Raw genomic sequence first — 18453 nt, 5'->3', positions numbered from 1 at the left:
TGCTCCCGCCGCCGCACCCGCCCGGCCTGCGGCACCGCCGCGCCCCTCCTCCGTGCCGGCCGCCGCCGCGCTGCCCGTGATCGCGAAGCCGCCCATCCGCAAGCTCGCCAAAGACCTCGACGTCGACCTCCTGGAGGTGCAGGCCACCGGTCTCGCCGGCGAGGTCACCCGCGACGACGTCATCCGCCACGCCTCCCAGGCCAGCGTCTTCCGCAACATCCAGACCCCCGCGTGGGGTGACGACCGCGAAGAGCGGATCCCCGTCCGCGGCGTCCGCAAGGCCATCGCCGCCGCGATGTCGGCCAGCGCCTTCACCGCTCCGCACGTCAGCGTCTTCGTCGATGTGGACGCCACCCGCACCATGGAGTTCGTGAAACGGCTCAAGAACTCGCCCGACTTCGCCGGAGTCAAGGTCTCGCCGCTGCTCATCATGGCGAAGGCCATCATCTGGGCCGTCCGCCGCAACCCCACGGTGAACTCCGCCTGGACCGACACCGAGATCGTCGTCCGCCACTACGTCAATCTCGGCATCGCCGCTGCGACTCCGCGCGGCCTGCTCGTCCCCAATGTCAAGGACGCGCAGTCGATGAGCCTCCTCGAACTCGCCCAGGCACTCGAGAAGCTCACCCTCGCGCCCGCGACGGCAAGACCACAGCGGCCGACATGCAGAACGGCACCATCACCATCACGAACATCGGTGTCTTCGGCATGGACACGGGCACGCCGATCCTGAACCCCGGCGAGGTCGCGATCATCGCCCTCGGCACGATCAAGCAGAAGCCGTGGGTCGTCGACGGCGAGGTCCGCCCCCGCTTCGTCACCACGGTCGGCGGCTCCTTCGACCACCGCGTCGTCGACGGCGACGTCGTCAGCCGTTTCGTCGCCGACGTGGCCAGCGTGCTGGAGGAGCCGGCGCTGCTGCTGGACTAGATGTCCTGCCCGGGGACGTTGCTGAGTCTGCTGATGGGTGGTCCCGCGATGGCGGTGTGGTGTCGGTGGTGATTGTCGAAGTGCAGCCAGTGGGGGGAGCGTTGCTGCGTTGGGAGTCTGACGTGTAGTGGCGGGCGTAGGCCCAGCCGCCGGCGAGGGTGCGCCGGAAGCGTTCGATCATGCCGTTGGTCTGTGGCCGGTAGGGGGCGCCCGTCGAGTTGTGTGTGAGTGCGTGGTCCTCGGGGGTGCAGAGGTCGCGGTCGATTCGTGCGGGAATGCGAAGGAGAGCTGTTCGAGTGCTTCTCTCCCGTTCACCCTCGCCCCGGAGGCGTCAGCCCTGCGTGCGCGGCGGCGCCGAGCTCTCTCGCAGGACGAGTTCCGGGCGCTCGGAGGAGAAGATCGCGCCGGTCTCTCCGTCCATCGCGCGCAGCAGGAGGCGGAAGCCGCGTCGGCCGAGGCCCGCGAAGTCCTGGCGCACGGTGGTGAGGCTCGGGGTCCACATGCGGGCGAGCGGGTGGTCGTCGAAGCCGACGACGCTGATGTCCTCGGGGACCCGCTTGCCCGCCTCCGTGATGCCCTTGATGACGCCCATCGCGATCTCGTCGTTGCCGCAGAAGACCGCGGTGACGCTCGGATCCTCGACCAGCAGGTGCGCGAGGCGGCGTCCCGACTCCGGCTCCCAGGACGCCTCGAGCGGAGTAGGGGCGGTGGCCACGCCTGCGGCCTTGAGCGCGCGGCGCCAGCCGGTCGTCCGTCCGTCCTCGCGGCGCGACGGAGGGACGCGCACGTGGTGCACGGTCGCGTGGCCGAGCGACAGCAGGTGCTTGGTGAGGGCCTCGGCGGCGTGCAGCTCGTCGAGCACGGCCTGCGGCACGGTGCGGCCGCGGACCCCCGAGAGCGCCACGACGGGCAGATCGGGCGGGAGCGCGGCGAGCATCGCGACGCCGGGCGGGTCGAACTTCAGGACGGCGATGCCGTCGGGGCTCTGGTTGAGCACCAGCGAGAGTGCGCGCTCGACGTGCTCGGGGTCGGTGGTCTCGACCACCGTGATGGTGACGGTGTAGCCGCCGGCGCGCGCCTCCTCCTCGATGCCCCTGATCGCCTCGGCGTAGCCGTACTGCGAGGTGTTGCCCGCGACCACCGCGATGGTGCGCGAGCGGCGGGTGACGAGGGTGCGCGCGGCGGCGCTCGGGCGATAGTTCAGCTCGGCGATGGCGGCGAGGACGCGCTCGCGCTTCTCGGGGGCGACCCGGGCGGCGCCGGTCAGGACGCGCGAGACCGTCGGCACCGAGACTCCGGCGAGCCTCGCGACATCGGCGATGACCGGGGTCTTCGTCGTCCTCTCGCGTGCCACGCCGTCCCGCTTCCGTCCTCGGCCGTCTTGGAGGTGGACGGCGAGCCACGGCGGAGCGGGTGCCGCCGGAGCTTCGTCGCGCGCCCCGGACGACGTCACTTCACCGCGCCGCTCGTGATGCCCGAGATGATCTTGCGCTGCGCGAAGACGAACACCAGCAGGAGGGGCAGGCTCATCAGGATGATATAGGAGAAGATCAGATGCCAGTTCTGCAGGTACAGCCCCGCGCTGGCCACCTGATAGAGGTTCAGCGGCAGCGTGTCGAGCCGCCCGCCGACCACGAAGAGCGCGTAGAACACGTCGTTCCAGATGTAGAGGCAGATCAGGATCGTCGCGGTCGCGAGCACGGGCATCAGCAGCGGCAGGATGATCGTGAAGAACACCCGGATGGGGCGCGCGCCGTCGACGCGGGCCGCCTCCTCGAGCTCGGCCGGGATGGTGCGGACGAAACCGGTGACGAAGAAGATCACCGTCGAGAGGTACATCCCCATGTACACGCCGACCATGCCCACGGCGGTGCCGGCGAGGCCGAGCTGACGTAGCAGGAGCACGACCGTCACCACGGCGGGCGGGAGGACGATGCCGCTGATCGCGAGCGCGTAGACGAGAGCCATCCCGCGGCCGGTGCGGCGGCCGAGGATCCAGGCCGCCATCGAGCCGAGCACCAGCACGCCGAGCACCGAGGGCACCATCACGAGGACGCTGCCGAGGAACGCCGGCACCATCCGGCCGTCGGTGAAGACGGTCGCGACGTTCTCGAAGAGCTGCCACTGCGAGGGGGCGGCGAGGTTGGGGTTCAGCGCCTCCGCCTGGGTCTTGCCCGCGGTGCTGACGATAAGCCAGAACGGCACGCCCAGCAGCAGGACGACGGAGGCGAGCGCGGCGGCGGGCTGCGCGAAGCGGCCGAGACGGCGGGCCGGCCGGGATGGTGCGGACGGCCGGGATGGTGCGGACGGGCGGGACACGGTGGTGGCGCTCACAGGACGTCCTCTCGACGGCGCAGGATGCGGATGACGGGGAAGGCGAGCACGGCGACGGTCACGAAGAGGAGGAGGCTCATCGTGGTCGCCTGCGCGAACAGGCCCTGCCCGAAGGTGCGGAAGATGAAGATGTTGAGCAGCTCGGTGGTGCCGCCCGGGCCGCCCTCGGTGGTGGCCTGCACGATGTCGAAGCCGTTCATCGAGCCGAGCAGCGCGGTCGCGACGTTGAAGGTGAGAGCCGGGGCAATCAGCGGGAAGCGGATGTCGCGGAAGGTCTGCCACCACGAGGATCCGTCGAGGCGCGCGGCCTCGAGCACGTCGCCCGAGATGGTCTTGAGGCCCGCCAGGTAGATCAGCATCGAGAGGCCCATCCACTTCCAGGAGTGGATCAGCGCGACGACCACAATCGTCCAGGTGGTGTCCCCGAGCCACGCGATCGAGACGCTCTGGCCGGTGACGAACGAGAGGATGTCGTTCAGCGCGCCGTCGGGCTTGAGCAGTGCTTGGAACACATAGCCGACGGCGAGGGCCGACATGATCACGGGGATGAAGAACATCACGCGGGCGAAGCGGTTGACCCGGGTGTCCTTCTCGAGGAGCAGCGCCAGGATCAGCCCGAACAGGTTCTGGAAGACCGCGACCAGCACGGCGTAGACCAGGGTCACCCGCAGCGCCTGCAGCAGCGTGCCGCTCTGGAACAGGTCGACGAAGTTCGAGGTTCCGACGAACCCGATCGCCGACTTGAAGCTCGACCAGTCGGTGAACGCGTAGACGAAATTGAACAGGGTCGGCACAAAGAAGAAGACGACCAGCACCACGAGCGCCGGCACGAGGAAGACCAGCGGGTGGTCGGAGCGGCGGACTCGGGGCCGCGGGGCCCCGGCGCGGACGCTCGTCAGGATCCGCGGTGTCGCGGTGGCTCGGGTGGTGGACAACGCACTGCCTTTCGAGAGAGGGAATGGGGGCCCCGCCGCGTGACGGGACCCCGCGATCGGCGGCTAGAAGCCGGTGGCTCCCTGAGCCTTGGCGAGCTGGGCGAACTGGTCCTGCGTGGCCTGCGCGACCTCCTCCGGGGTCTTGGTGCCCTGGATCATGTCGGCGAGGTAGATGTACAGGTCGGGGTTCGCGATGGCCAGGGCCTGCATCGAGCCGACCGAGTCGCCGATGGAGTCGCTGACCGAGACGAGCGCGGTGGGCACGCTGTCGGGAGTGGTGACCGAGGGCATGAGCGAGATGGTGTCCTCGGCCGTCACGAAGTCGGAGTAGCCGTCGCCGAGCCAGTAGGAGAGGAACTGGCGCGAGGCCGCCTCCTTCTTCTCGTCCCCTGTCGCGAAGGCTACGAGCGCGTTCGACTGGTCGGGGATGACGGTGCCGACGTTTCCCGAGGGTGAGATCGGGAAGAAGCCGATCGTGTCGTTCAGGGTCTCGGTGTCCGACAGCGACTGCAGCTGGCCGAAGAACGAGTTGACCTGCACGACCATCGCCGCGTCTCCCGCGAGCAGGGCCGCGCCCTGGTCCTCGAAGGTCGCGGTCGTGATGTCGTCGTTGAAGAGGCCCTCGTCGATCAGGCCCTTGTAGGAGTCGATCGCGCCCTGGATGGTCGGGTCGGTGAAGGTCTCCTCGCCCGAGTTGACGCGATCCCAGAGTCCGTCCTTGGCGGCGTCGGCGAGCTGCACCTGCACCCACCACTGGGTGGCCCAGCGGTCGCCGCCCATCTCGTAGAAGGGGGTGACTCCCTTGTCCTTCAGCTGGCGGCCGAGCTCGACGAACGAGTCCCAGTCGGTCGGGACGTCGGTGATGCCGTTCGCCTCGAAGACCTTCTTGTTGTAGTAGACGCCCTCGACCGCGGGGGTCGAGACGAGCGCGGCGTAGCGGGTGTCGTCGAGCAGGCCGGTGATGTCCTTCAGCGACGGATCGACGTCCTCGAGCCAGGGAGCGCCGTCGAGGTTCTGTAGGTTCGACGAGGCGTTGAGCGCGGTGAGCTGCGAGGCGGTCGGCTGCCAGAAGGCGAGGTCGGGCTTGTCGCCGGTGGCGACCTTGGTCTGCACGCCCTGCTCGTAGGGGTCGGGGATGGTCTCGATGTCGACCGTGGCGCCGGTGAGCTTCTCGAAACCGGCCACGACCGACTCCGGGACCTTGTTCGAGTTCTGCGCTGCCCAGATTGTCAGGTCGGTGCCGGAGAGGTCGGTGTCCTGAGCGGGCCAGTCGGCGGGAGCGGCCGAGCCGCCTCCGCCGCCGGCGCCGGGGTCGCTGCATCCGGCGAGGAGCAGGGCGGATGCCGCGGTGAGGACGACGGCGCTGAGGAGTGACTTCTTCATCGAAATACTCGAGCTTTCTCTCGTGGCGAGGGGACGCCGGGTCGGAGTCGACCCGGCGGCGGGTGGGGGTTCAGGAGGGACGGAGGGACAGTCGGAAGGTGCGCGCGGAGGGTCCGGTGCCGGCGGGCCGGACGCGGAGCCGTCCGGTGCCGGGGTCCCACTCGGTGGCCCACGCGGTGAGGGTCGCGGGGAAGACGACCGAGACGTCGAGGTCCTGCCCGATCCGCTCGGGGAGGTGCAGCACGACGTCGTCGGCACCGCTGCGGCGCCAGACCGACACGAGGTGCTCGGCGTCGGTCCGCAGTGCCAGGGCGACCGCGCCATCGGTCCAGCCGGGCAGGCCGAGCGGCCAGCGGGGAGTGGACGAGGCGATCGTCCCGCGGAGCGTCTTCGCCGCGGTCACGGCGTCGTGCACCAGGGCGAGCTGGGGGTCGGTCATCTGGTTGAGGTAGCCCGAGAGGTAGAAGCGGCCGAGCAGGCCGGTGACGAGGCAGAAGGCGATCTCCTCGTCGTCCATGTCGGCCTGCGGGTAGGCCCAGCTGGCCGCCTGCTCTGGCAGGAGCATCATCGGCGCGGCGGCCGCGATCGGCGGATACAGGCGGAAGTCCTGCTGGTCCGAGGTCGACTGCATCTGCAGTCGCGACATCACGGCCCAGTCCTGCCGCATCGCCCCGGAGGAGCAGCTCTCGATCACGAGGGTCGGGTGCCGGTCGAGCAGGGCGTCGAGCCAGGCCAGGTAGGCGCGGTTGTGGCCGAGCAGACCGTCACCGACGGAGTCGGAGGCGACGTCGGTACCGGGGCCGGCGTCGATGTTGTAGTCGAACTTGAAGAAGCCGACGCCGAAGTCGGCGACCAGACGGTCCACCGTCGCGTCGAGGTGGGCGACGGCCGCCGGGTGGCGCAGGTCGAGGTGATAGCGCTCGTGCTCCTCGACGCGGACTCCGGAACGCTGGAGGAACGCGTCGTCGGGGAGGCGGCCGGCCATCGGGCTGTCGACGCCGATCACCTCCGGCTCGAGCCAGAGACCCGGCACGAGGCCGTGACCGTGGATCCGCTCGACGACCTCGCCGAGGCCGCCCGGGAAGCGCTTCGCGGACGGCTGCCACTCGCCCACGCTGCTCCACCAGCCGCTGGGCACGCCGCTCTCGTCGTACCACCCGGCGTCGATGCAGAAGATCTCGGCACCCGCGGCGGCCGCGGCGTCGATCAGCGGCAGCAGCTTCTCGGTGGTCGGATCGCCGTTCAGGGTGTTCATGTAGTCGTTGAAGACGACCGGCATGGCGGCGTTGTCGGGGTGCGCGCGGCGACTCGCGCGGCGGCTGCGGGTGAGGGCGTCGATGGCCGCATCGGCGTCGCGGCCGAGAGCGAGCGTGACGGGGACGGAGCGGAACTCCTCTCCCTGGGCGAGGGGCCGGATCCAGCCGTGATCGCGGTCGGTCGGGCCCGAGAGCGCGAGCGTGCCGCCGTCGATGTCCTCGCCGACCTCCCAGCGCCAGGCACCGTTGTGCTCGATCTGCCAGACGAGCGCTGCGTCGGGCGCGGCCAGGCCGCCGACGGGGAGGTCGGAGCCCGTCGACCAGCTGCCCGCCGAGACCGCACCGACCGCGCCGCGCGGGTCGTGGCCGGTGATGTCCTCGCGGAGGATGACGAAGCCGGAGTCGCGGACAGGCCCGCTGCGCCAGCGCCCCTCTCCCAGCCAGTCGTTCTCGCCGCGCAGCAGCGACCAGCGGGTGAAGGCGTCCTTGCCGGATGCTCCGGGCTGCGCGCCGAGGTCGGCGCTCCACGAGGCGACCGAGCGGACGACCTGCGGCGTGAGGGCGCGGACGACGACCTCGGAGGTGACGGCCGCGACCCCGGGGACCTGCCGCAGGATCGCTGTGGCCGCGACGCCGAACGAGGTGGCCTCGGTGTCGATCTCGAGGATCTCCACCCCGCCGACCGAGCTCTCGCGGTGAGCGGTGTAGCGCAGGGCGGCGCCGATCCGGGTGTGGGTGAGGCGCGAGGTGGCGGGATCGTGCCCGGCGGCCGCGGTCGTGATCTCGAGGAACGGGGCGACGTGCGTCGCCTCCAGGCGGACGTCCGCGGCCTCGAGGGCGACGAGGGCGACCGGGGATCCGGGCGAGCAGTCGAAAGTCAGTCGGAGTCCCTCGCGGGTCCCCCAGGTCAGCTGCTCGGGCACAGGAGCTCCTCGTCGTCGCGGAGTGGGAAGGGCGTCGCCCCGGATCCGGGGCTGGGACGATACTGATACCGATTTCACGAAAGCGCAAGCGGGTGGTGAAAGCGTTATCTGACAGCGATCACGCCGACCGTCTCGTCTTCGCTGCACACCTGGTGCCCGGCTCGTGATATCGCTATCGTGCACGCATCGCCTCCTGTCACCTCTGGGCGATAGCGATTTCATCTTCCTTCTCAGCGTTGAGGACACCATGCACGCACCCCACCCCTTCTCGAGGCGGATCACCGCCTCGATCGCCGCTCTCGTCGCACTGCCCGTCCTGGCAGCCTCGACCCTGGTCGGCGGCGGCCCCGCGGCAGCCGCGGATCCTCCTCCCGCCCCCGCCGTCCTCTACACGTTCGATCGGAACCCCTCGGGATCCACCATTGCGAACGAGGGCTCGCTCGGCTCGGCCTTCGACGCCCGGGTCCGCAACGCCCCGTCGCTCGCCCGCGGCACCGGACCCGTGGCCGGCTCGGGAGCCTCCGGAGTCTTCCCCGGCGGCGCGCAGCTCATCGCAGGCCGCCGCCCCCTTTCTCGACATCCCGGCCGGACTCTTCGCCGACACCTCGGCGATGACCGTCTCGACCTGGGTGAAGTGGGACGGTGCGAACGCCGGACAGCTCCCCTGGTCGTACATCATCGGCAGCGACGCCCTCCCCCGCGACAACTGGGGGCTGTACCACGTGCCGAACGAGGGCGGGCAGTCGAAGGCGGCCGCCAACACCGGCACCGAGGTGAAGGCGGTGTCGTCGACTCCGCTGCCCACGAACACCTGGGCGCAGATCACCACGGTCGCCACGACCGACTCGGTGTTGTACTACATCAACGGCTCGCTCGTGCGGACGGAGGCGGTCGCACTCGACTTCGCGAAGCTCGCCTCGCCCTCCAGCACCCGCTCGGGCCTGATCGGCCGCGTGCCGTGGGCGGGGCCGTACGCCGCCTTCTTCGGCGGCCAGTTCGACGACTTCGCGATCTACCGCACCGCCCTGACCGCCGAGCAGGTCTCGGCCGCCTACCTCGAGGACGCCGGCGCGATCGTCTCGGTCGAGCGTCAGAGCTTCACCGCGTCCACCGCGGCGCAGGTCGCACCGACGCTGCCCGCGACCGTGAACGTCACCCGCGAGTCGGGACCGGCCACCGCGGCGATCTCGTGGGACGCCGTCCCCGCCTCCGCCTACGCCACCGCGGGCTCGACGTTCACCGTGAGGGGCACCGTCGCCGGCTGGTCGACGCCGTTCACCACGACCGTGACCGTCACGGCTCGGCCGCCCGAGCCGATCGCCGTCGACTTCTCGCAGGACACGGGCGAGTTCCGCGGAGGCGCCTCGGGCACTCTCTACGGCCTCGGCGACGAGGGATCGCCCACCCAGGCGCTCGTCAACGGCGCTGCCATGACCAACGTGTCGCAGAAGCCGCCGTTCGGCACGCAGCACCCGGGCGGCGACGCCTTCACCGTCGAGAAGACCTTCTTCGACAAGTACGGCGAGGACCTTTACCTCTACACGCAGGACTACTACCCCGACTGGCCCTACAACGGCGGGAGGCGGCCCGGTGACGACCGCAGCTACGTCCGCGACGCGAGCGGACGCCTGACCGACGACTTCACCACCGCCCCGAACGGCGTCTGGGACTACCTCGAGGTGCTCGAGATCGTGGTCGACGAGGTCGCCCGCGAGGCGGAGAACCCCGAGAAGTACGTCTTCATCCCGTTCAACGAGGTCGACCTCCAGTGGCTGAACTCGGACGACCTCTACAACCGCTTCATGCACGTCGGCAACCAGCCGGGCAGCTTCACCCCCGGCGGAGCGACGGACTGGGCGGCCGCCTGGAAGGTCATCACCGACACCTATGCGAAGCACGGCCTCGAGCGTCCACAGATCGCGGGGCCCGGAGACGCGGCGTGGCGCGGAGAGGGCAACATCACGACGTTCCTGAACATGGCTCGCGCGACCAGCACGGTGCCCGACATCTACGTCTGGCACGAGCTCCGCGGCTACCAGTGGCTGCCCGACCGCGCGTCCGACTTCCGCCGTTACGCCGCCGAGGTCGGCATCGCCGCCGCTGACATCCCCTCGATCAACATCACCGAGTGGGGTGCCAGCACCGACATGAGCTCGCCCGCCAATCTGCTGCGCTGGTTCGCCGGCTTCGAGGCGGCCAAGATCGACGCTCAGACCGCGTACTGGACGGCGTCGGGCACGCTCTCGGACAACCAGGCGAAGGTCAACGCCGCGAACGGCGGCTGGTGGCTCTTCAAGTGGTACGGCGACATGACCGGGTCGCGCACGGTCGCGGTCACCGCGAACCGCGAGAAGGCGATCGCCGCCGTCGATCGCGAGGCCGACCGCGCCCAGGTGATCGTCGCGGGGATCCCCGACGGTCGCGACGGCGCCCTGACCCTGAACGGACTGGACGCCGCGACCTTCGGTTCCTCCGTCGACGTCGAGGTCCGCGAGGCCGTCGTCAGCGGCACCGACGGCATCGCCGGGACCCCCCGGGTCGTCCTCGCCGACGACGCCGTCGCGGTGGCGAACGGCCGCATCGAGCTCCGGATCCCCTCCGCGAACTCCTCCAGCGCGTACCAGGTCGTCATCACCCCTGCTTCGACGCGCGATGTCGAGGCGGCGGCGGCCGAGCAGGGCGAGCGCCACGTGATCGAGGCGGAGGCCACTCGCCTCACCGCCGCGGCCGTGCGCACTCCCGACGGCTACCGGGCCTCCGCCGATCGCGACGTCTCGGGCTTCGCCTCCGCGGGCTCGCGCGCCGACTGGTCGGTGACCGTGCAGGAGGCGGGCCTCTACCGCCTGCAGATCGTCGGAGCGACTCCCGGCACGGCCGCGCAGCACGCGGTCTTCGTCGACGACGCCTTCTCGACCCTCGTGCAGTACGGGGCGAACGCGATCAAGCCGGGCAACGTCCGCACCGTCGCCCGGGGCAGTGCGGAGGTGTACGTCGCCCTGAGCGCCGGCACCCACACGGTCGGGCTCCGCACCAGCCAGGACGGCACCACCCTCTTGCCCGGAGCCGGCGTCGGTGGCGGCGTGACGCTCGATCGCCTCGAGCTCCTGCGCGTCGGCGACACCACGAGCACCGAGTCCGTCGAGTACCCGGCGACGACCTTCCGTCTGATCGACGGAGCGACGCTCTCTGGCGGGCGGCTCTCGCTCGAGGCCGGCGAGCGCGCCGATCTCTACCCGTCGACGTTCGAGTCGGGCTACTACGACCTCGTCGTCGACTGGGACGGCGCCGCAGGAGCGCAGCTGACCGTCGACGTGAACGGTCGCCGTGCGGCGGCGTTCACCCCGCAGGCCGGCGCCTCCACTGTCCGCGTCCACCTGCCCGAGGGCATCTCGGAGGTCGAGCTCGCCGGCACCGGTGCCCGCGTCGGTTCGGTCGCGACGACGCGCGCCGTCGAGGGCGATGCCAGCATCGTCCGCGTCCAGGCCGAGGATCTCGCCACCACCGACCTCGACGGCACCGCGGAAGTCTCGGGCTTCGGCGGTGCGCTCACCAACGGCTCCGGGACCGGGTACGTGACGGGTCTCGGCATCACCGACGCGGACCCGGCGAACGAGGGCACGCTCACCGTCCCCCGGCTCCCCGGCTTCGACGAGGCCGGCGCCTACGACGCGATCGTGCACTACTCGAACGACGACATCGAGGGCACCCACGACTACAACCCGCAGGTCGTCGATCTCGGGCTGCAGGCCGAGGAGGAGGGGACCGCGGGTCTGGTGGGTCGCACGACCTTCCGGTACACCTACTCCTCCACCAACTTCTGGGAGGCCGTCCTGCCCCTGGACCTCGCGACCGACTCCGGTCCGGTGACCTTCGGCAACACCCGATCGACGCTGTTCATCGACGAGGGGCCCACGGGCAGCACGAGCGACGACACGGTCCTGCCGGGCTACGCGATCGCGCCGGACGTCGACTGGATCGACTTCGCACCGTTCGTCCTCGACGAGCAGGAGGCCGCGCTGAAGGTGGTCAGCACCGCCACCGCGCGCTGCATCGCCGGCAAGCCGGTCGTGACCGTCACCTCCGTGAACCAGGACTCTGTGCCCGTGAGCGTGGCCATGACCCTGGGGACGACCACGAAGTCGTTCGCCTCCGTCGCGTCGGGCAAGGCCGCGACGCACGCGTTCACCACTCGCCAGCCGGTGCTGCCGGCCGGCGAGGTGTTGATCGCGGTGGCCCGAGCGGGAGGCGGCGCCGGAGCGCACATCCAGACGGTGGTGCCCCCCGGCATCACCTGCCGGTAGGCACGGGAGCGCCCTCTCCTGACGACGAGGACCTCCCGGTTGAGCGGTTGCTCGATCTGACGCAGTGGTCCGCCGGCGTGGACAACTTTGTCGCCCCGTACATCCAGGGCACGTTGCCGGAGTGGCAGGCCGCGATCGACGCCGGCTCCGCCCCCGCAACGGTCGCGTGTGCATTCCAGTCGGTGCCGCCGCATGCGCGGCCGCCATCCAGAAGGTGAACGAAGACATCCAGGACCACGACCTGAGCGGCGCCGAAGGGACATGCTTCCGCTCCTACGTCATCACCAATCAGGCGGTGCCCGTCGTCTGCTGAGTCCACCGTTCAGTGGCGCTGGTCACCTCGGCGGCTACCCGCGAAACCGTATGCTCGAGGGGATGAATCATGACGAACCACGCTGGGCACCCTGAAGTCGGTACCGTCATTCATCAGAGAGTCGCGCTCATCGGGCTCGGCGTGATGGGGATCATCACCATGGTCTCGGTCGTCGTCGGACTCATCGATTCGACCCCTTCACGACCCTGGCTGTCGTTCGTGCTGACGATCGTCGTCGCCGCTCTCGCGCTTGGCCTTCTGCCGCGAATGCGCGCATGGCGCACGATTCCGTGGGTGTCGCTCGCCATGGTGGCCGTCATCGCCGGGGGCTTCATCACCTCCTCCTCCGCCCTCATCGGGCTCGGTGCGCTCCTGTTCGTCATCACGGCCAGCGTCCACGAAGCACGCACCCGGCGATCGACCGACACCGGCCGCTGACACCATCGCCGCGATGGCGAGTGCCTCGCCGGCACCCGCCATCAGGCGCGGGATCGCGTGCAACTTGCTCTCGACGAGGTGCACGACGCTCGGGAGGTGAGCTGCTCGTCGCCATGACGGGAGCCGGGCGACCCCCGCCGCCGCCGTCCTCCACGCCATCACCCGTGGGACCTGGACAGTGTCAGCCGAGCCGGAGGCGGCCGCCGGTCACGCCGTCAGCGCGACCGCCGTCCACGACACGGCCGGGAGCGTCAGCGTCAGCACGCCGTCTGCGAGCGCTGCCGGCATCTCTCGCAGCCGCACGCGGTCCTGGTCGTCGCGGGTGTTCTTCGCGTAGGGGTCCTCGTCGAAGAGGGCCACCGCCTCCGCGACGGTGCCGACTCCGAGCCCGCTGACGTCGACCGTCACCTCGAGTGCGTCGGTGGTCGAGCGGTTCACGAGGAACACCGCCGCCCGGCCCTCGTCGACGGTGGCGACGGAGTCGACCAGCGGCGCGTCGCCGTGGCGGGCCGTCGCGTAGGTGCCCACCTCGATCCGCGGCTTCAGCACCGAGCCGGAGGCGAGGCGCGCAGTGGTCGAGAACGGGAAGAAGGTGGTCTGGCGCCACGCGGCGCCTCCCGGCTCCGTCATGATCGGCGCGATCACGTTGACGAGCTGCGCGAGGGAGGCGGAGGTGACCCGGTCCGAGTTCTTCAGCAGCGTGATCATCAGGTTGCCCAGCACGACGGCGTCGGCGACCGAGTAGACGTCCTCGAGCAGGCGCGGGGCGTAAGCCCATTCGCGCGTGCTCTGGTCACCCTCGGCGTCGGCCTTCTCCTGTGCGTTCCACTCGCTGAGGTACCAGACGTTCCACTCGTCGAACGAGAGCTTGATGTCCTTCGTCTTCTTGAGCTTGAACTTCACGTGGTCGACGGTCGCCGCGACCGTCGCGATGAAGTACTCCATGTCGAGCGAGGAGGCGAGGAACGAGCCGAGATCGCCGTCGTGCTCCTCGTAGTAGGCGTGGCACGACACGTACTCGACGTCGTCGTAGGTGTGCTCGAGTACCACGCGCTCCCACTCCCCGAAGGTCGGCATCGACGAGCCGGACGAGCCGCAGACGACCAGCTCGAGCGACGGGTCGGCGATCTTGAGGGCCTTGGCGGTGCGGGACGCGAGCTTCCCGTAGTCGTCGGCGCTCATGTGGCCGACCTGCCAGGGCCCGTCCATTTCGTTACCGAGGCACCACATGCGGATGCCGTACGGTTCGGTCCCGCCGTTGGCGATGCGCTGGTCGGCGAGAGCGGTGCCGGCGGGTCCGTTGGCGTACTCGAGCACGTCGAGCGCCTCGAGCACCCCGCGGGTGCCGAGGTTGACGGCGTACATGATCTCGCTGCCGGTCAGTGCCGCCCACTTCGCGAAGTCGTCGAGGCCCACCTCGTTGGTCTCGAGCGAGTGCCAGGCGAGGTCGCGGCGGCGGGGGCGCTCGGATCGCGGTCCGACTCCGTCCTCCCAGCGGTAGCCCGAGACGAAGTTGCCGCCGGGGTAGCGGATCGTGGTGGCGCCGAGCTCCTTGACCAGCTCGACCACGTCGAGGCGGAAGCCGTCCTCGTTCGCGGTGGCGTGGCCGGGCTCGTAGATCCCGTCGTAGACGCAGCGGCCGAGGTGCTCGACGAACGAGCCGAAGATCCGCGGGTTGACGGGGGCGACGATCGCGGAGGGATCGAGCGTGATCCGGGCCGAGGTGGTGGAGGGGACGGCGCGGGGAGCGTCGGTCATGACTGGGCCTTTCTGAGGCGGTGACGGGCCCCTCCTGTTCTGGAGGGGAGGGGTGCTCTGGTGGGTGCGGTGGTCATTTGACTGAGCCGATGGAGAGTCCGCCCTGCCAGTACTTCTGCAGGGTGAGGAAGGAGACGATCAGCGGGATGACCGAGATCAGGGCGCCGACGATCACGAGGTTCCAGAGCGACTGGCCGCCGGTGTTGACGGAGGCCTGCGTCTGCCAGGTACCCAGTCCCACCGTGACGGGGAACAGCTGGGAGTTGGAGAGCATCACCAGCGGCAGGAAGTAGTTGTTCCAGGTCCCCACGACCGAGAGCAGCAGTACCGTGACCAGCGCCGGGCGCAGCAGCGGGAGGGCGACGCGGAAGAAGACCGTGATCTCGCCCGCCCCGTCCATCCGCGCCGCGTCGAGCATCTCCTCGGGCACCGCGTCCTGCGTGTAGACGCGCATCAGGTAGACCGCGAACGGGTTCAGCATCGAGGGCAGGATGACGGCCCACATCGTGTTGGTGAGCTGGGCGGCGCTGAACATCACGAACAGCGGGATGACCAGCGCGGTCGCGGGGACCATCACGGACCCGAGCACCAGCGAGAAGAAGGCGTTGCGGCCCTTGAAGGCGTAGGCCGCGAAGCCGTAGCCCGCGAGCACCGACAGCACCGTAGCCCCGAGACCCCCGGCGAAGGCGTAGAGGAAGGAGTTGCCGAGCCACTTCCAGTAGAGCCCGTTGGAGTAGGTGAACAGCGAGCCGATGTTCGTGAAGAACTCGAACGAGTCGCCGAACCACAGTGGGCTGACGGTGCCCGAGAAGAGGCCGACCTGGTCCTTCGTGGAGGCCACGACGAGCCACCAGAAGGGCAGCGCGAAGTAGACGACGAAGGCCAGCAGGATCACGTGCGGGAGCAGCTGGCGGCCGCCGCGGCGGCTGCGGGCGCGGAGGGCGTCCTCGCGTCGCTGGACCCGGCCGGCCCTTTTCGGGGCGAGTTCGAGAGTGCTCATGAGAGTCCGTTCCTCCTCTTGGTGGCCATCAGGAACAGGTACGAGCCGATGAACACCACGAGGCCCAGCGCGAACGAGATCGCGGAGGCGTAGTTGAACTGGTTGTAGGAGAAGGCGAGCGTGTACGCGTAGATGTTCGGCGTGTAGGACGCGTCGATCGAGCCGGACGCCAGCGAGCGCAGGATCTGCGGCTCGGTGAAGAACTGGAGGGTGCCGATCAGGGCGAAGACGAGGATCAGCACCATCGAGGAGGAGATCATCGGGATCTTGATCCGCAGCGCCGTCTGGATCGCACTCGCGCCGTCGAGACGGGCGGCTTCGTAGACGGCGGGGTCGATGCCCTGGAGGGCCGCGTAGATGATGATCATGTAGTAGCCCGCCCACTGCCAGGTGACCACGTTGACGAGGCTGCCGAAGATCGAGTCCTTGCCGAGCAGGTTGGGGGCGTCGAGGCCGAACCAGCCGAACACCTCCGAGGCGGGGCCGAACGACGGGCTGTAGAGGAAGCCCCACATCAGCGCGCCGATCACGGCGGGCACTGCGTACGGCACGAAGATCATCAGTCGGGCGAAGCGCGAGAACCGTGAGGTCAGCGCATCCAGCACCAGCGCTGCGATCAGCGAGACCAGCATCTGGATGGGGATCAGGATCAGCGCGAACCGGACCACCAGCCCGACGCCCTCGAGGAAGAGCGGATCCGAGAAGGCCTTCGCGTAGTTCGCGAACCAGACCCATTCATTGCCGGTCGCGACGGTCTTGTTCTGCAGGCTCAGGATGAACGAGTAGATCAGCGGAGTGATCAGGAAGACGACGAGGAAGACGCCGAACGGCGCGACGAAGACCCAGCCCCAGCGGGCGCGGCGCGCGGCGACGACTCCGGTGCGGGGCTTCTTCGAGGGGCGTTCTGCGGTGGCGGCGGGTGCGGGGACGACGAGGTTCGACATGGGTGCTCCTTCGAGACGGGGCGGCCGCCGCCCGGGTGGACGGCGGCCGCCGGTCGTCAACCGACCGTGTAGCCCTGGCCGGCGGCGTAGTCGCTGACCGCGGTCTGGTAGGTCGCGAGCGCGTCCTCCACGCTCGACTCTCCGCTGTTGACCGCATTCACGGCCTCGGTCAGCTTGTCGTAGGCGAAGTTCTGGAACGGCGAGACCTGGAAGCCCTGGTACTCCGTCGCGGCGGTGAGGAAGACGTCCTTGTTGATCTGCTGACCGCCGAAGAAGTCGTACTCGAGGTTCGCGAAGTAGTCCGACTCGAGGATCGGCTTCCAGAGCGGGAACAGCGCGCCCTTCTCGATGCCGATCTTCCAGGCCTCCTCGGTGCCGAAGATCTCCTTGGCGACGGTCGCAGCCGCTTCCTTGTCGGCGGCCTGCGCGGTGACGGCGAACGCGGATCCGCCGATGTTGATCTGGGTCGGCTCCTCGCCCTCCCACTGGGGGACGGGGGCGGCGCGCCAGACGGCGTCGGGGTCGGCGCCCTCGAAGCCCTGGAGGTAGCCGGGCAGCCAGGCCGCGGCGATGACCGAGGCGTAGGTGCCGTCGACGAGGTGGGTGTTGTAGTCGGTGGTCGAGCTGTCCTCGGTGCCGACGAGGCCCTCGCTGACCAGGTCGTTCCAGTAGGTCATGACCTTCGCGCTGGCGTCGTCGTCGAGATCGATCGTGACGTCGGTGCCGTCGACGGTGTACGGCACCGAACCGGCCTGCGCGAAGAGCGCCTGCTGGTAGGCGCGGCCGTTGCCTGCGTAGTCGGTCATGAGGGTGGTGGAGCCGGCGTCCTTGAGCGCCTGCGCGGCGGCGGCGTACTCCTCCCAGGTGGTGGGCACGGGGATGCCGTACTGGTCGAGGATGTCCTGGCGGTAGAGCATGCCGACCGGGCCGCCGTCGACCGGGATCGCGTAGGTGGCGTCTCCGCTGGAGACGTCGGCCCAGGCTCCCTCGGAGTAGTTCTGCTGCACGTCACCCGCGCCGTACTCGGTGAGGTCGACCAGCGCGTCCTGCGGGATGTAGCTCTGCACGACCTCGCTCTCGAGCATGACGACGTCGGGGCCCCGAGCCGGCCTGCACGGCGGTGGTGAGCTTGGTGTACTCGTCGTTGCCGGCGCCGGCGTTGCTCCAGCAGATCTGGACGTCGTCGTGGCTGTTGTTGAACAGGTCGACCACGCCCTCGAACTCGGGGTACCAGGCCCACATTGTGACGACCTTCGCGTCCGGATTCACGACCGTGTTCTCGCAGCTCGCGGCCTCGCTCCCGGCGGAGCAGCCGGTGAGAGCAGCGGCGGAGGCGCAGACGGCCACCCCCGCGGCCAGCAGTCTCGTCGAATGACGCGTCATTGCGTTTCCTTTCGGATGCGGCCGTCGTCGGCCGGAGGAGGAGTCCCACGCGGGGAGCGGGGAGGTTCAGCAGCGCGTCTCCACCATTTCTACAACGATGGAGACAACGTTGTAGAGACGATGATGCGCAGTCGCCGCGGCGCTGTCAAGAGCTGCTCGCGAGCTGTGGGAGGCGTCCACTCAGCCGGTCGTGCTCCAGTGGCGGGGTGGGAAAGATCGACGCGTGCCGCCTCCTCGCCGACCGGGTGGAGGCGCTCGCCGCCTCAGAACCCGCACCCCGTGCACTGATCCGCGATCTGGCGCGCGATGTCGCGGGGATCCGCGGCGGGCTGCTCGGCCCCCTCGATCTGCTCGGCGGCGGGCGCAATCGGATCCGCGGCCGCGGCTTCGCCGAGTCCTACGACGACGACACTCGAGGCCAGTCGAGGCACTTCGCGGGTGTGGCCGGGGCGGATCCTGGTCTGGCAGGGCATCGCAATCGTCGCGTGGACGACGATCATCGCCGTGATCATCAGCGGAGTGCTGTCGACGGTGGGCTGAGCGTCGTGGGGCGGC

The 18453-nt window shown here is 69.6% G+C and carries 13 protein-coding genes and 2 pseudogenes; 3 read left to right on the top strand and 12 right to left on the bottom strand.

What is annotated here, in order from left to right:
* Positions 1 to 930 (top strand): annotated as a pseudogene (locus ACH61_RS08980) (dihydrolipoamide acetyltransferase family protein); the annotation flags it as partial.
* Here the strand turns inward: ACH61_RS08980 and ACH61_RS18350 are convergent.
* The 6 genes and pseudogenes from ACH61_RS18350 to ACH61_RS08955 all read right to left on the bottom strand — a co-directional run.
* Positions 927 to 1135: pseudogene (locus ACH61_RS18350) on the bottom strand (integrase core domain-containing protein); the annotation flags it as partial. The pseudogenes ACH61_RS08980 and ACH61_RS18350 sit on opposite strands and share 4 nt — an antisense overlap.
* Positions 1136 to 1261: 126 nt before the next feature.
* On the bottom strand, positions 1262 to 2284 hold the full coding sequence (locus ACH61_RS08975) for a LacI family DNA-binding transcriptional regulator (protein ID WP_068211299.1): 1023 nt from the start codon (positions 2282 to 2284) through the stop codon (positions 1262 to 1264).
* Between the two features lie 95 nt (positions 2285 to 2379).
* Positions 2380 to 3264 (bottom strand): carbohydrate ABC transporter permease, encoded by an 885-nt coding sequence (locus ACH61_RS08970; RefSeq protein ID WP_082845149.1) that lies wholly within the window; start codon positions 3262 to 3264, stop codon positions 2380 to 2382.
* On the bottom strand, positions 3261 to 4199 hold the full coding sequence (locus tag ACH61_RS08965) for a carbohydrate ABC transporter permease (RefSeq protein ID WP_236713609.1): 939 nt from the start codon (positions 4197 to 4199) through the stop codon (positions 3261 to 3263). The genes ACH61_RS08970 and ACH61_RS08965 overlap by 4 nt, the downstream gene beginning before the upstream one ends.
* 63 nt (positions 4200 to 4262) lie before the next feature.
* Complete coding sequence (locus ACH61_RS08960; protein ID WP_068211296.1) at positions 4263 to 5582, bottom strand: ABC transporter substrate-binding protein; 1320 nt, start codon at positions 5580 to 5582, stop codon at positions 4263 to 4265.
* A 70-nt stretch (positions 5583 to 5652) separates the two neighbouring features.
* Positions 5653 to 7761, bottom strand: coding sequence for a glycoside hydrolase family 36 protein (locus ACH61_RS08955; RefSeq protein WP_068211289.1), 2109 nt, complete (start codon positions 7759 to 7761; stop codon positions 5653 to 5655).
* A gap of 236 nt (positions 7762 to 7997) precedes the next feature.
* On the opposite strand from ACH61_RS08955, the gene ACH61_RS08950 reads away from it, so the two are divergent.
* On the top strand, positions 7998 to 12062 hold the full coding sequence (locus ACH61_RS08950) for a LamG-like jellyroll fold domain-containing protein (RefSeq protein ID WP_330220150.1): 4065 nt from the start codon (positions 7998 to 8000) through the stop codon (positions 12060 to 12062).
* Between the two features lie 382 nt (positions 12063 to 12444).
* On the top strand, positions 12445 to 12813 hold the full coding sequence (locus ACH61_RS08945) for a hypothetical protein (RefSeq protein WP_068211283.1): 369 nt from the start codon (positions 12445 to 12447) through the stop codon (positions 12811 to 12813).
* 207 nt (positions 12814 to 13020) lie between these two features.
* Here ACH61_RS08945 and arfA read toward each other — a convergent pair whose 3' ends face one another.
* From arfA to ACH61_RS17380, 6 genes are all read right to left on the bottom strand, one after another.
* Complete coding sequence (arfA, locus tag ACH61_RS08940; protein ID WP_068211281.1) at positions 13021 to 14571, bottom strand: arabinosylfuranosidase ArfA; 1551 nt, start codon at positions 14569 to 14571, stop codon at positions 13021 to 13023.
* Positions 14572 to 14644: 73 nt separating this feature from the next.
* On the bottom strand, positions 14645 to 15571 hold the full coding sequence (locus ACH61_RS08935) for a carbohydrate ABC transporter permease (RefSeq protein ID WP_082845147.1): 927 nt from the start codon (positions 15569 to 15571) through the stop codon (positions 14645 to 14647).
* Entirely contained in the window at positions 15568 to 16515 is a 948-nt protein-coding gene (locus ACH61_RS08930) for a carbohydrate ABC transporter permease (protein ID WP_068211277.1), read from the bottom strand. The genes ACH61_RS08935 and ACH61_RS08930 overlap by 4 nt, the downstream gene beginning before the upstream one ends.
* A gap of 56 nt (positions 16516 to 16571) precedes the next feature.
* On the bottom strand, positions 16572 to 17600 hold the full coding sequence (locus tag ACH61_RS08925) for an ABC transporter substrate-binding protein (RefSeq protein ID WP_082845146.1): 1029 nt from the start codon (positions 17598 to 17600) through the stop codon (positions 16572 to 16574).
* A complete protein-coding gene (locus ACH61_RS17385; RefSeq protein WP_161489644.1) occupies positions 17524 to 17898 on the bottom strand; it encodes a type 2 periplasmic-binding domain-containing protein in 375 nt (124 codons plus the stop codon). The genes ACH61_RS08925 and ACH61_RS17385 overlap by 77 nt, the downstream gene beginning before the upstream one ends.
* A gap of 263 nt (positions 17899 to 18161) precedes the next feature.
* The coding region (locus tag ACH61_RS17380) for a hypothetical protein (protein WP_161489643.1) at positions 18162 to 18453 on the bottom strand (292 nt) is incomplete at its 5' end.

The sequence above is a fragment of the Rathayibacter tanaceti genome (genome assembly GCF_001634385.1).
Lineage (GTDB): Bacteria > Actinomycetota > Actinomycetes > Actinomycetales > Microbacteriaceae > Rathayibacter > Rathayibacter tanaceti.
This window is presented reverse-complemented; position numbering and strand designations above follow the sequence as displayed.